Genomic DNA, 12,713 nt, shown 5'->3' with positions numbered 1-12,713 from the left:
TTTAAAAATAAGGGATATTTACCTCTCTTATGACCGGAGACGATATGCAAATTGGGTTTATTGGCGTGGGCAGCGTAATAGAAACGGCCTACCTCCCAGCGATTCAGCGGCTTTCCCGGCGGGATGTGGTTTGCTACGGGTTTGATCCTGCGCCGCGTTATCATTCCGAATCCATTACGCTTTTACCGTCTTTGCCGCAGCTGTTGGCCCTGCCGCTGGATCTGGTGTTTATCACCACCTCGTCGCTCCAGCATCTGCCAATGCTTAAAAGCGTGCTGCAGCAAAGCCCGGTGCCCGTCGTGGTGGAAAAACCTGTCGCGGCCACGCTGCAGCAGCTTGATGAACTTGACGCCCTGCTATGCGACCCGGCCGTTGCCGCCAGGGTTCTTGCCCTGGATCACTGGATGGTGAGAACCGATGCGGCACGTTTTATTGAGCGCCTGGAAGATATCGACCGTATTGAGGGCTTTTTACTTGAGCCTAGCGGCTTTAATGCCGCCGGAGAGCCCGTCGCGCTCAATTTTGCCACCGGCGAGCCCGATACTCGCGAGCTGCGCCACCCGGACGGCGTTATCGTGGATATCGGCACGCACGTGCTGGCGATGATGCGGGAAACGCTGGTCCAGGCAGGTGCCGACGAGTCGCTGGCGCTTGAATTGTTGCTGGCCAAAGACCGGCTCGGCAACGGCATTTTGCCCGGCGACTTCACCACCGCTGAAGGCCAGGCGCTGCTGCGCGGGCAAATTGGCGGTATCCCCTGTGTGCTGCAGCTGAACAAATATGCCGGGCCAGCCGGCGGGCAAAAAGGAATAAATATCGTACTGAAAGACGGCAGAGTGATTGCCGTCGACCGGCGTGGCACAAAGGAAACGCTGACCGTAAACGGCGAACCCGAGCTGGATATGAGCGGGCCGCTTTACGACCGCTGCCTGGGAGAGGTTATTTTTGCGGGTAAAACGCTGTTTGAGCAGGCTCCGGAGGTAATCCCCGCCTTAACCCGGCGCAGGATCCAGGAAGTTAGGGCGCTGCTTACGCTGCAACAAACGCTACGTGGCGAGCACTAAAAACGCAAAACCCGCCGGATGGCGGGTTTTCTTTGAGGCTGGATATCAGGCTTTGTTCAGCACCAGCTGCCCTTTGTTGTCCAAAGGGATCTGAGTGCCGGGGTCTTTATCCATGCGGATTTTGCCCTGCTGATCGCCAATTTTGTAGGTCACATCATAGCCGAGCATTTTTTCTGATTTGTCATACACGGTCTTACAGCGCTGCTGGGAGGTGGTATAAGTATCCCCCTCCTGCATCGCGCCCTGCACCTGGTTCCCGGCATAACCGCCGCCGAGCGCCCCGACAACCGTGGCAACATCTTTCCCGCGACCACCGCCAAACTGATGGCCCAGTACGCCACCGGCCACCGCGCCCAGGGCAGAACCCAAAATACGGTTCTCATCCTGAACCGGTTTACGGTGCGTCACGGCCACGTTTCGGCACTCCTGACGCGGCGTTTTTACCGTTTCCTTGATTGGCGTCGCTGACACTACCTGTGCATACTGGGGACCACGGTCAAACACATTCAAACTGGCTACCGCAGCCACGCCCAGCGCAGCGGCCACGCCAATACCAATACCCGCTAACATTGATTTATTCACAGGACATCCTCCTGACCTTGTTGTTAACCTAATTTTGCACTGCGGTGACAGCTTTGAGAAATCAGACAACGGATCAAAAGTGCGGGATTGTGTGGTGATAAGACGTGTTTAAGACAACTCTGAGCCACCACTTAGGAATATGCCGAGTTTTATGCTGCTTGCGGGCAATAAAAAACCCGGCACGGTGGCCGGGTTGCGGAAGAAAGAGAGAACTTAGTGCAGCTTCAGGCGCGGGCGGATCACCCGGTTGATGCTGCCCACCAGCATCATCAGGCCGGTTTTGAAGTAGCCGTGCAGCGCAATCTGGTGCATACGGTACAGGGAGATGTACACGAAGCGGGCGATACGACCTTCTACCATCATCGAGCCGCGCATCAGGTTACCCATCAGGCTGCCGACGGTGGAGAATTTAGACAGCGAAACCAGCGAGCCGTGATCTTTGTAGCTGTAGGCTTTCAGCGGCTGGCCTTTCATCTGCGCCAGAATATTGGTCAATGCGCGGGAAGCCATCTGGTGCGCGGCCTGAGCGCGCGGCGGTACAAAGCCACCTTCAGGACGAGCGCAGGAAGCACAGTCGCCAATAGCGTAGATATCCGGGTCGCGCGTGGTCTGCAGCGTCGGCTCAACCACCAGCTGGTTAATGCGGTTAGTCTCAAGACCACCGATGTCTTTCATGAAGTCTGGCGCTTTAATCCCCGCCGCCCAGACCATCAGATCCGCTTCGATAAACTCGCCGTCTTTGGTGTTCAGGCCATGCGCTTCGGCGCTGGTGACCATGGTTTGCGTCAGCACGCGAACGCCAAGCTTGGTCAGCTCGCTGTGCGCGGCGGCGGAAATACGCGGCGGCAACGCAGGCAGAATACGCTCCCCGGCTTCCACCAGCGTGACGTTCAGCGCTTCGTTGGTCAGCCCTTTGTAGCCGTAGCTGTGCAGCTGTTTCACGGCGTTATGCAGCTCAGCGGACAGCTCAACGCCCGTCGCACCACCGCCGACGATAGCGATGTTAACTTTGCCGCTCGCGCCGAGGTTTGAGGAGTACTTCAGGAACAGATTCAGCATCTCAGAATGGAAACGACGCGCCTGGTGCGGGTTGTCGAGGAAGATGCAGTTTTCTTTTACGCCCGGGGTGTTGAAGTCGTTGGAGGTACTCCCCAGCGCCATCACCAGCGTGTCATAAGGCAGTTTGCGCTCAGGGACCAGCAGCTCGCCCTTCTCATCGCGCAGCTCGGCGATGGTCAGCGTTTTACTTTCACGGTTGATGTCCACCACGGAGCCCAGCTGGAACTGGAAATTGTGGTTGCGCGCGTGCGCCAGGTAGCTCAGTGCGTCCACGCCCTCATCCAGCGAACCGGTCGCCACTTCATGCAGTAGCGGCTTCCACAGGTGGCTGTGGTTACGGTCTACCAGGGTGATTTTGGCTTTTTTGCCGCGACCCAGTTTTTTACCCAGCTGAGTCGCCAGCTCCAGACCACCAGCCCCACCGCCGACAATCACTATTTTTTTCAATGGTGTAGTCAACTTGACCCCCTAAAATATTAACCAATTGTTAATTAAAAGTTATCTAAATAGCCTTTAATTAACAAAGGGTTACTGCACGTTTAACGCTTAACTTTATCGAGAATAACATGAAGGGTGCATTGGTCATACCAAAATTGATATACATCAATTTTTATGCCGAAAAGATAAACAAAAGGCCAGCACGAGGCTGGCCTGTTTTAGTGCGCGGGAAAAATCAGCCCAAAGTTTTAAAGGCCTTAATACGCTGTAGATGCGTGGAAATATTTTTGAATTTATGCGTCTGCTGCTCGTCCCAGACGATTTCGTAATAGTGATGCAGCGCTTCTGCCGTGCGACGGTTGTCCAGCGCTTCGTCGTTGCGGGAGAGGATAGCCAGGCAGCGATCGCGGTTCTTCTCGCGGAAGTTCTGCACGCACTTGGTGGTGATATCGGCGTACTCTTCCGGCCTGTTGATTTTCCCTTCCATGTTTTCATGGGGGTAAAGGTTCGGGTTGAAGATGACCTGCCGCATATCGCAGAGAAAACCGATACGTTCCGCCCAGAATCCGCCCAGCCCCACGCCGCAAATCAGCGGCCGTTCGTCGTCGGTGAGCTGCTGCATCTTGTCGACTTCTTTCAGCAGATGCTGCATGTCGTGCTTCGGATGCAGCGTGCTGTAGCTGATGAGCCTCACGTCGGGATCGATAAACTGAAGCTGCAGCACTTTTTCATGGTTACCGGGACTGTTTGAGTCAAAACCGTGTAAATAGATAATCATTGCACCCTCACGACCTGAATATTAGACGCCCGCCTTCTGAGCCTGCCACTGTTCGTGCAGCGCTTCCAGCTGCTGGTTCACCTGCTTCCAGCGATCGGATGAACGCAGCTCCTGGCGGGTAAATGAACCTTTATGATACAAACCTGTAACACGCTCTGCTTTGACCGGCGACAGGTTATCCAACACGCTCACCGCCCCTTTACGATTATTACAGACGAGGATCATATCGCAACCCGCATCCAGCGATGCCTGGCCGCGTTCGGCGTAGCTGCCCATGATAGCCGCGCCTTCCATCGACAAATCGTCGGAGAAAATCACCCCGTTAAAGCCCAGCTCTCCGCGCAGGACCGTTTTCAGCCAATACTCAGAGCCGCTCGCGGGACGCGGGTCAACTTCATCGTAGATAACGTGGGCAGGCATAATGGCATCCAGCTTGTTCTCGCTAATCAGCGAGGCAAAAATGCGCATGTCATGCTCGCGGATTTCCGCTTTAGGCCGTGGGTCGTGCGGCGTTTCTTTGTGGGAATCTGCCGTAACCGCGCCGTGCCCCGGGAAGTGTTTGCCGGTGGTTTTCATGCCAGCAGCATGCATCCCGTCGATAAAACGGGTTGCCATCGCCAGCGCTTTGGACGGATCTTCATGGTAAGAGCGCTCGCCAATCGCCGCGCTGATATGCCCGATATCCAGCACCGGCGCGAAGCTGATGTCGATATCCATGGCGATCATTTCGCTCGCCATTAGCCAACCAGCCTCTGCCGCCAGCTTGCCGCCCTCTTCCAGGCCGCGAAGTGCGGCAAAAGATTGTGCGGCTGGCAGGCGAGTGAACCCTTCCCGGAAGCGCTGCACGCGCCCGCCTTCCTGATCGACGGCCACAACCAGACGATTGCGTGAAGCTTCACGGATCTGGCGCACCAGCTCACGAAGCTGTTCCGGATCGTGGTAGTTGCGGGTAAAAAGAATCAAACCACCTACCAGCGGGTGCTGCAAAATTTCACGCTCTTCAGCATCCAGCTCGAAGCCGGCCACATCCAACATTACTGGGCCCAAAGTACTCTCTCCTGATGTTTGCTCGCCCGCAGCGCGCGCCATGCGTCGTCTGCCAGCGTAATAAAATGTTGCTCCCCGGTTTGCCGCCAGCGGCATTCATACCAGGACGCCATAAGTAACGTTATCCACGGTCGCCAGCGCGCAACCTGGCGACGAAGGGCAGCGACGCTGAGTGAAGAGCGGGCAGCATACAGAGCCAGCAGCGCTTCACCGTCGACTGCGTTCGCAGCCAGCACGGCGGCCAGCTCCAGCGCAATATCGCCATCCCCGGCGTACTCCCAGTCGATGAGCCCCAGGCGATTACCCGGTTGCCGCACCAGATTCCCCGCGTGAACATCCATATGTAGAGGTGCCAGCCGAAGAGGCCGGGGCTCCTTGCCGCGCTTCAGACGCTTTAATTCACGCAGCCAGGCCAGAGTTCGCCTGTTTGGGTCGCTTTCCTGCCAGTAAAACTCAAGCAGCGGGACCAGACTTATCCGCCAGCCAAAGCGCGGCTGCCGGTGAAGATAATACAATAAGCCCGTTAATTCAGTGAGCGGGGCCAGGTTCGGCAAAACCTCGCCGTCAAGCCAGCGGGTAAACAGCCAGCCTTCCGCCAGACACCAGGGCTCGGGTGCGATGCCGGCAGGCAACTGCCTGAGCGCGCGATGATGCCGTCGAAGGGAAATCCCCGGCAAGCGCTGTTCGGGCAGCTTTCTTGCCGTAAAGCTGCCTGCCACCGTCTCCACGCGATAACTTGTCCCGCTCAGCCCCTCAAGGGCAGAAACACAACCGGCGGCCTGAGCCGCCGGAAGATATCGAGTCACTACTGCATCGAGCGATGCTTTAGTTGGTTTGCTGAACAGCACCGCTACCCGACCAAATGATTTCGCCGGTTTGCACCAGCATCAGCTGCATTTTCAGCGTTGGCGTGTTCACGTTGCCGCTGGCGTTGGTGTAAAGCACGTACTGGGCGCCGGTGTTACGCGCAATGCCCATAGCCTTGCTTCGCGAGCCTAAGCTGTCCTGCGGAGAAAGCCCAAGCTGCTGTTTAGCCATTGAGAGCTGTTGCGCAGAGACCAGCGTAAACTTGTTGTTGTTGGCCAGCGCACCGCGTAAGGCTTCCGTCGCGCTGCTGGTTTGCAGGCTGCCGTTGGTGCGGTTGTTGACGCTGTCCACCAGCAACACGCTACCCGGCGTCACGCCATCAGCCTGCAGCATTTTACCAACCATGGGCTGCATGGCGCTGTTCCAGTCGTAGGTGCGAACCTTAGGCTGAGCCGGAATAGTGGGCTCTGGTTGTTCAACAGGGCCAGGCTGCGTCGGCACGGTCGGTACCGTTGGCACGGTAGGTTCCGGCTGTGCAGGTTGCTCTACGCCAGGTTTAGCCTCTTCTACCGGGGCAGGCTGTTCGCCACGATTAATACACCCGGTCAGGATCAGCGCCACCGCGGTGACGGCCAGATAACGATGAAGTCCCCTAATCAAAATTCGCTCCTTACAGAGAGAGAAAGACGTACTTTTTTGGCTCCCGGCCAGGCTGCAGTCGAGTCAATGCGCTGCGAAGACTGCCCCGGGAGGGTAACGGTACGCACTTTTTCAAGCGGGTGGATTTCCAGCCCTTTTGCATCGTACCAGTAGAAACGGTAGTACAGCGTGACCGGCTTATGCTGCTCATTATACAGCGATGATTCGGCCACCGTGGCACCGTTGCGCTGAGAGATATCCGGTTTTTCCGCGCTAATCCCGGCCGCCAACACCGCAGATTCCATGACCAGGGTTTGGTCGTTGTTCACCGGAATGGCAGGGCGAGAGCTACAGCCCGCCACCAGCAGCATCGCTAACAGACTCAGGGAAAAGCGCGACATAGGATCAGTCCTTATGCGCCAGCATTGGGCCAAGCGGACGGCCACCAAGCAGGTGCATGTGAATATGGTACACCTCCTGCCCACCGTGACGGTTGCAGTTCACGATCAGGCGGTAGCCGTCAGCGGCGATGCCTTCCTGTTCTGCAATTTTAGCTGCAACGGTCATCATGCGCCCCAGCGCAAGCTCGTGTTCAGCTTTTACGTCATTGGCGGTAGGAATAAGCACATTTGGAATGATGAGGATGTGGGTCGGTGCCTGAGGGGAAATATCACGAAACGCGGTGACCAGTTCATCCTGGTACACCACATCCGCCGGAATTTCACGACGAATAATTTTACTGAAAATAGTTTCTTCGGCCATGAGCTGTTCCTTGAAGGAGAAAACGGTGTTGGGAGTATGAGCGAGGCGCTCAATTGACTCAACCTTCTGCGCGCTTTTCTTTCGTTAAGTGCTGGCCTTTAAAACAAATTCGTCTTTTGTCAGCAACAAAAAAGGGAGGCTTTCGCCTCCCTCCGGGCGACTGACAACCCGCCGTCGAAAGAAGAAATACCAGACGGCTTGTTAAAAAACCGGAAAATCAATGCGTTGATTTTCGGCTGATAACCACAAAGAGGGAAAAACCACGCTTTTTCCCTCTTTGTCAGCAACAAAAAAGGGAGGCTTTCGCCTCCCTTATCGCTCCCCGAACAAACTTAGTTGTTACGGATCCACTCATCCATTTCGGTTTTCAGGTTATCGGACTTGGTGCCGAAAATAGCCTGAACGCCGGAACCTGCGACAACCACACCTGCTGCGCCCAGTTTTTTCAGGCCAGCCTGGTCAACTTTAGCCACGTCGGCCACGCTAACGCGCAGACGGGTGATACAAGCGTCGAGGTTAGTGATGTTTTCTTTACCGCCGAACGCGCTAACCAGAGCAGGTGCCATTTCGCTGGTGACGCCAGCGGTGGTTTCTGCGGTGGCGTCTTCACGACCCGGGGTTTTCAGATCCAGTGCCTTAATCAGTACGCGGAAGATGGTGTAGTACACGATCGCGTAGCAGATACCGACAATTGGGAACAGCCACAGCTTGCTGCTGTTACCGCTCAGCACGATGAAGTCAATCAGACCGTGAGAGAAGGACGTCCCGTCACGCATACCCAGCAGAATACAGATTGGGAATGCCAGACCCGCCAGAATGGCGTGAATGATGTACAGGATCGGTGCCACGAACATGAAGGAGAATTCGATTGGCTCGGTGATACCGGTCAGGAACGAAGTCAGTGCCGCGGAGATCATGATCCCGCCCACTTTTGCACGGTTCTCTGGTTTAGCAGAGTGCCAGATAGCAATTGCCGCAGCCGGCAGACCGTACATTTTGAACAGGAAGCCACCGGACAGTTTACCCGCAGTTGGGTCGCCTGCCATGTAGCGAGGAATGTCACCGTGGAACACCTGGCCCGCAGCGTTGGTGTATTCACCGATCTGCATCTGGAATGGAACGTTCCAGATATGGTGCAGACCAAACGGTACCAGGCAGCGCTCGATGAAGCCATAGATACCGAAGGCAACAACCGGGTTCTGGTATGCAGCCCACTGAGAGAAGGTCTGGATAGCGGTACCGATTGGTGGCCAGATGAAGGACAACACTACGCCAGTGAAGATAGCCGCCAGACCGGAGATGATCGGTACAAAGCGTTTACCGGCGAAGAAGCCCAGATACTCAGGCAGCTTGATGCGGTAGAAACGGTTGAACATGTAGGCCGCAATTGCACCGGAGATAATACCGCCAAGCACGCCGGTATCCGCCAGGTGTTTAGCTGCAATTTCTTCCGCAGGCAGATGCAGGACCAGAGGTGCCACCACGGCCATGGTTTTCACCATGATGCCATAGGCAACAACCGAAGCCAGGGCAGATACGCCATCGTTGTTAGTGAAGCCCAGCGCCACACCGATAGCGAAGATAAGCGGCATGTTGGCGAAGACTGAACCGCCCGCTTCCGCCATAACGTGAGAGACAACAACCGGCAGCCAGCTGAAGTTTGCAGACCCGACGCCCAGCAGGATACCTGCGATAGGCAGTACGGAGACTGGCAGCATCAGCGATTTACCCACCTTTTGCAGGTTAGCAAATGCATTCTTAAACATAATAGAGAGTGCTCCTGAGTATTTGTGCTTTTTTTGTACGCATTTACGCATCGAACCGGGGGGAGAACCGGTTCATAAACAGGACATCTAAGTGTCCTTTTATTTATTACGCAGAGTAAAATAAATAACGAAAACTTTGTTTGACGGCTATCACGTTTCTCAGCCAGTCGAGCGAAAAACTTTCATTAATTTACATAACACGCGTACAAATGGTTCAAAACGAGCGTGCACCGCTCATTTTATGGCGGTGCACTTTACTCGCTTAGGCTATTAATTACGAGCTTTAAAATAACTATGAATTTCAGAGAGATTGCAGGCGGGACAAGGGTATGTGGAACAAATCAGCAAAGTTCTGCGTAGTAGCGATGGCCAGTTCTTCCAGCGAAACGCCCTTCAATACGGCCATATATTCGGCAACATCACGCGTCATGGCCGGCTGATTTTCTTTACCGCGATGCGGCACCGGCGCAAGATACGGCGAGTCCGTTTCCACCAGCATTCTGTCCAGCGGGACATAACGCGCGGCGTCACGCAGCTGCTCGGCATTCCGGAAGGTAACTATCCCGGAAAAAGAGATGTAAAACCCCATATCCAACAGTTTCCCCGCCGTTTCTCTGTCTTCCGTGAAACAGTGTAGTACCCCACCGCACTCTGTCACTTTTTCTTCCTGCAGAATGCTCAGCGTATCGGCGCGGGCATCACGGGTGTGGACGATCACCGGTTTGTTAAGCTCGCGGCCAATACGGATATGGTTGCGGAATGACTCTTGCTGGCGCGGTTTGGTTTCCGGCGTATAGAAGTAATCCAGACCTGTTTCCCCCATCGCGATAACGCCAGGTTCGGCGGCAAGGCGACGAAGCTCTTCCACGTCGTACTCTTCGTCCTGGTTCAGCGGATGTACGCCACACGAGAAGGCCACGTTGTCACGATCCCCCACCAGCTCGCGCATTCCCCGATAACCGTCAAGGGTAGTAGCCACAGCCAGGCAAAACTTCACGTCCCTGGAGGCCGCTTTTTCCAGAACGTCATCAACGTTTTTATGCAGGGATTGATAATCCAGGCCATCGAGATGGCAGTGTGAGTCAACCAGAAACATAGTAATACTCTTAGAGATGATGTGAGTGAAGCAGTGCGCCGGGCTGGGCCTGACGCTCCCACGTAAGAAGACTTTCCGTGAGCAACAGCTCACGGTTAACACCCACCACGTTGAGCAGCGCTTCGCGACAGGTGAATAAATGATGTAAAAGGCCCTGCAATACGGCAGAAGAATACCGGGCGCTCAGGCCAGCGATTAACGGCTGCATATCAGCGTTTGTTAACCAGGCCCCTGCCCCCTGCTGCCACTTGAGGGCATCAACCAGAAGCGCGCACAGCCAGTGTACGCGGCGAGCAGCATCCTCATGATTTAATGCCGGCAAAAGCACCAGCATGTTGTTCGCTTCCCCTGCCTGACTGAGCTTCTCGCAAAGCTGCTGGCGGGCCTTCCACTGTTCGGGCTGTAAAAGAGCCAGCGCGGCGGCAGGTGCCCCGGAGCTAAGCCGTAACGCGGCCTGAAGTTCTTCTGCAGAAGCTGTTATCTCGCGTCCCAGCCACGCCAAAGCAAAACGCTCGTCCGGTGGCGCAAGGTGCCAGTAGAGGCAGCGGCTGCGCAACGTCGCGGGCAGGTGCGCGGGTTCGCGGCTGCTCAGAAAGAACCAGGTATTTTTGGGCGGCTCTTCCAGCGTTTTCAGCAACGCGTTCGCCGCGGCTTCGGTCAGCAGATCGGCATCTTTAAGCCAGACAACTTTTGCCCCGCCCTGCTGAGCGTAGCCGTAAAGCTTCTCGGTGATGCCACGCACGGCATCAATCCCGAGACTGGATTTGCCTTTTTCTACTTCAAGGGCGTAGCTGTCGGGGTGCGTCCCCGCCTGCATCAGCTGGCAGCTATGGCAATGGCCGCAGCTTTTATTGCCTTCCGGGCTTTGGCACATCAGCCAGCGGCACAGGGCGTAGATTAAGGCATCGTCCCCAAGGCCTGGCAGAGCATGAACCAGCAGCGCATGATGCCCGCGGCCGGCCTGATACTGGCCGATGAGCTGCTCAAACGCGCCGCGTAGCCACGGATACCATTTCACTATTGTTGCTCCCGGAACCAGCTCAGCACGGCCTCACGCACGGCCAGCGAGACGTCATCCAGCGGCCGCGTTGCATCGATGGTTTTGATGCGGCTGTCGCTGCCCGCCAGTTCCAGATAGCGATCGCGAGTGCGGTTAAAGAAGTCGATAGATTCCTGTTCAATACGATCAAGCTCGCCCCGGGCGCGAGCACGGCTCAGCCCGACTTCCGGCGTCACGTCGAGATAAATCGTCAGATCGGGATAAAAATCACCCAGCACGGTGTTACGCAGGGCCATCAGCAGGTTCTGGTCAATCTGACGTCCGCCGCCCTGATAGGCCTGGGTGGACAGATCGTGGCGATCGCCAATGACCCAACTGCCACGCGCCAGAGCGGGTTTGATCACCGTCTCTACCAGCTGAATGCGCGCCGCGTAGAACATCAGCACTTCAGCTTTATCGGTCACCTTTTCATCACCGATCCCGGCATTGTTGAGCGTCAATTCTCGCAGGCGCTCGGCAAGCGGCGTGCCGCCGGGTTCACGAGTGAAAGTCAGCTCACGGATACCCAGCTCTTTTAAGGTTGCGACGACCACGTTGTGAGCATTGGTTTTTCCCGCGCCTTCCAGGCCTTCGATGACGATAAATTTACTGTCCATTTTTATCCTTGAGAGCTTTGATATACACCTGCACCGCCTTGTTATGGCTGGCGAGGTTGGTGCTAAAGGTATGGCCACCCTTACCATCAGCAACAAAATAGAGATATGGCGTTTTCGCCGGATGCGCGGCCGCCTGCAAAGACGCCTCGCTCGGCACCGCAATCGGCCCCGGCGGCAGGCCGCTAATCACATAGGTGTTATACGGCGTGGCTGTCTCGAGGTCTTTGCGCGTTAGCTTACCATTATAGCTGTCGCCCATCCCGTAGATAACGGTAGGGTCAGTCTGCAGGCGCATACCAATACGCAGGCGGTTAATAAAGACCGATGCCACCTGGTCGCGTTCTGCGGCTACGGCAGTCTCTTTCTCGATGATCGAGGCCATGGCCACCAGATCGTTTTCGGTTTTATAGGGCAAGCCATCCACTTTGCTTTCCCAGGCTTTCTCCACCGCTTTGACCATTTTTTGATGCACGCGCTTAAGCAGAGCGACATCCGTGGTGTGGGCGGTGTACATCCAGGTATCCGGATAGAACCAGCCTTCAACCCATTCAGGGTGCTCAAATTTCAGCGTTTCTGCCACGGTGGCATAGCTGTCGTCTTTTAGCGTGTGCTGGATGTATGGGGCATCTCGCAGCTGCTCAAGTAAATCGCTCAGGCGCATACCCTCCACAAAACGCAGCGGGAACTGTGCCTCTTTTCCACTGGCCAGCAGGGTGAGCATGTCGGTAACCGTCATCCCGGGCGTGAGGCGGTATGTGCCAGCCTTAAATTTCGCCAACTCCGGCTCAACGCGCAGCAGCCACTGGAAAACACGCGGGCGTGTAATCAGTTTTTCTTCATAAAGCTGAGTGCCCAGAGCTAAACGTCCGGTGCCCTGCTTCAGGGTGAAAATGGTTTCCTGTTTGATCGGCAACGGCGCTTTTGCCAGCTGGCGCACCTTCCATATGCCTGCACCGGCGGCGATGCCAAGCACAATCAGCAAAACCATAAAGAAACGAAACATCTTTTTCATCGGTAAT

14 protein-coding genes are annotated in these 12,713 nt (G+C 55.7%); 1 reads left to right on the top strand and 13 read right to left on the bottom strand.

Features of this window, described 5'->3' with window-relative positions:
* Positions 1–44: 44 nt before the first annotated feature.
* Positions 45–1,064 carry a Gfo/Idh/MocA family oxidoreductase gene (locus tag CNE01S_RS01715; protein ID WP_061272680.1) on the top strand — a complete coding sequence of 340 codons (1,020 nt, stop codon included), beginning with the start codon at positions 45–47 and terminating at the stop codon, positions 1,062–1,064.
* A 45-nt stretch (positions 1,065–1,109) separates the two neighbouring features.
* On the opposite strand, the gene CNE01S_RS01710 is transcribed toward CNE01S_RS01715, so the two are convergent.
* From CNE01S_RS01710 to yceG, 13 genes are all read right to left on the bottom strand, one after another.
* Positions 1,110–1,646, bottom strand: coding sequence for a glycine zipper 2TM domain-containing protein (locus CNE01S_RS01710; RefSeq protein ID WP_061272677.1), 537 nt, complete (start codon positions 1,644–1,646; stop codon positions 1,110–1,112).
* Positions 1,647–1,859: 213 nt separating this feature from the next.
* Entirely contained in the window at positions 1,860–3,164 is a 1,305-nt protein-coding gene (locus tag CNE01S_RS01705; RefSeq protein WP_061272674.1) for an NAD(P)/FAD-dependent oxidoreductase, read from the bottom strand.
* 214 nt (positions 3,165–3,378) lie between these two features.
* Positions 3,379–3,921, bottom strand: a complete 543-nt coding sequence (gene ycfP, locus CNE01S_RS01700; RefSeq protein ID WP_061272671.1) for an alpha/beta hydrolase YcfP — start codon at positions 3,919–3,921, stop codon at positions 3,379–3,381.
* Positions 3,922–3,942: 21 nt separating this feature from the next.
* Entirely contained in the window at positions 3,943–4,968 is a 1,026-nt protein-coding gene (gene nagZ / locus CNE01S_RS01695) for a beta-N-acetylhexosaminidase (protein WP_061272668.1), read from the bottom strand.
* Positions 4,956–5,816, bottom strand: coding sequence for a thiamine kinase (thiK, locus tag CNE01S_RS01690; RefSeq protein ID WP_061272665.1), 861 nt, complete (start codon positions 5,814–5,816; stop codon positions 4,956–4,958). Before thiK ends, nagZ begins: the two co-directional genes overlap by 13 nt.
* Positions 5,794–6,435: a penicillin-binding protein activator LpoB gene (gene lpoB / locus CNE01S_RS01685; RefSeq protein WP_061272662.1), complete on the bottom strand. Its 642-nt coding sequence runs from the start codon at positions 6,433–6,435 to the stop codon at positions 5,794–5,796. Before lpoB ends, thiK begins: the two co-directional genes overlap by 23 nt.
* Positions 6,432–6,815, bottom strand: coding sequence for a YcfL family putative periplasmic lipoprotein (locus tag CNE01S_RS01680; RefSeq protein WP_061272659.1), 384 nt, complete (start codon positions 6,813–6,815; stop codon positions 6,432–6,434). The genes lpoB and CNE01S_RS01680 overlap by 4 nt, the downstream gene beginning before the upstream one ends.
* Positions 6,816–6,819: 4 nt before the next feature.
* Positions 6,820–7,176: a purine nucleoside phosphoramidase gene (gene hinT, locus CNE01S_RS01675; protein WP_061272656.1), complete on the bottom strand. Its 357-nt coding sequence runs from the start codon at positions 7,174–7,176 to the stop codon at positions 6,820–6,822.
* Positions 7,177–7,508: 332 nt separating this feature from the next.
* Complete coding sequence (gene ptsG / locus CNE01S_RS01670) at positions 7,509–8,942, bottom strand: PTS glucose transporter subunit IIBC (RefSeq protein WP_008453459.1); 1,434 nt, start codon at positions 8,940–8,942, stop codon at positions 7,509–7,511.
* Between the two features lie 301 nt (positions 8,943–9,243).
* Positions 9,244–10,038: a metal-dependent hydrolase gene (locus tag CNE01S_RS01665; RefSeq protein WP_061272652.1), complete on the bottom strand. Its 795-nt coding sequence runs from the start codon at positions 10,036–10,038 to the stop codon at positions 9,244–9,246.
* A 10-nt stretch (positions 10,039–10,048) separates the two neighbouring features.
* Entirely contained in the window at positions 10,049–11,056 is a 1,008-nt protein-coding gene (gene holB / locus CNE01S_RS01660; protein WP_061272649.1) for a DNA polymerase III subunit delta', read from the bottom strand.
* Positions 11,056–11,694, bottom strand: a complete 639-nt coding sequence (gene tmk / locus CNE01S_RS01655) for a dTMP kinase (protein ID WP_061272645.1) — start codon at positions 11,692–11,694, stop codon at positions 11,056–11,058. The genes holB and tmk overlap by 1 nt, the downstream gene beginning before the upstream one ends.
* On the bottom strand, positions 11,684–12,706 hold the full coding sequence (gene yceG / locus CNE01S_RS01650; protein WP_061272642.1) for a cell division protein YceG: 1,023 nt from the start codon (positions 12,704–12,706) through the stop codon (positions 11,684–11,686). Before yceG ends, tmk begins: the two co-directional genes overlap by 11 nt.
* Positions 12,707–12,713: the final 7 nt, after the last annotated feature.

Origin of the sequence: Cedecea neteri NBRC 105707 = ATCC 33855 (assembly GCF_001571265.1) — a bacterium.
In the GTDB taxonomy this organism is placed as follows: domain Bacteria; phylum Pseudomonadota; class Gammaproteobacteria; order Enterobacterales; family Enterobacteriaceae; genus Cedecea; species Cedecea neteri.
This window is presented reverse-complemented; position numbering and strand designations above follow the sequence as displayed.

Excerpts from the sequence above, each read along its gene's own strand:
- yceG (WP_061272642.1), bottom strand. The coding sequence starts at position 12,706 with ATGAAAAAGATGTTTCGTTTCTTTATGGTTTTGCTGATTGTGCTTGGC.
- hinT (WP_061272656.1), bottom strand. The coding sequence starts at position 7,176 with ATGGCCGAAGAAACTATTTTCAGTAAAATTATTCGTCGTGAAATTCCG.
- CNE01S_RS01680 (WP_061272659.1), bottom strand. The coding sequence starts at position 6,815 with ATGTCGCGCTTTTCCCTGAGTCTGTTAGCGATGCTGCTGGTGGCGGGC.
- tmk (WP_061272645.1), bottom strand. The coding sequence starts at position 11,694 with ATGGACAGTAAATTTATCGTCATCGAAGGCCTGGAAGGCGCGGGAAAA.
- ptsG (WP_008453459.1), bottom strand. The coding sequence starts at position 8,942 with ATGTTTAAGAATGCATTTGCTAACCTGCAAAAGGTGGGTAAATCGCTG.
- CNE01S_RS01715 (WP_061272680.1), top strand. The coding sequence starts at position 45 with ATGCAAATTGGGTTTATTGGCGTGGGCAGCGTAATAGAAACGGCCTAC.
- CNE01S_RS01665 (WP_061272652.1), bottom strand. The coding sequence starts at position 10,038 with ATGTTTCTGGTTGACTCACACTGCCATCTCGATGGCCTGGATTATCAA.
- ycfP (WP_061272671.1), bottom strand. The coding sequence starts at position 3,921 with ATGATTATCTATTTACACGGTTTTGACTCAAACAGTCCCGGTAACCAT.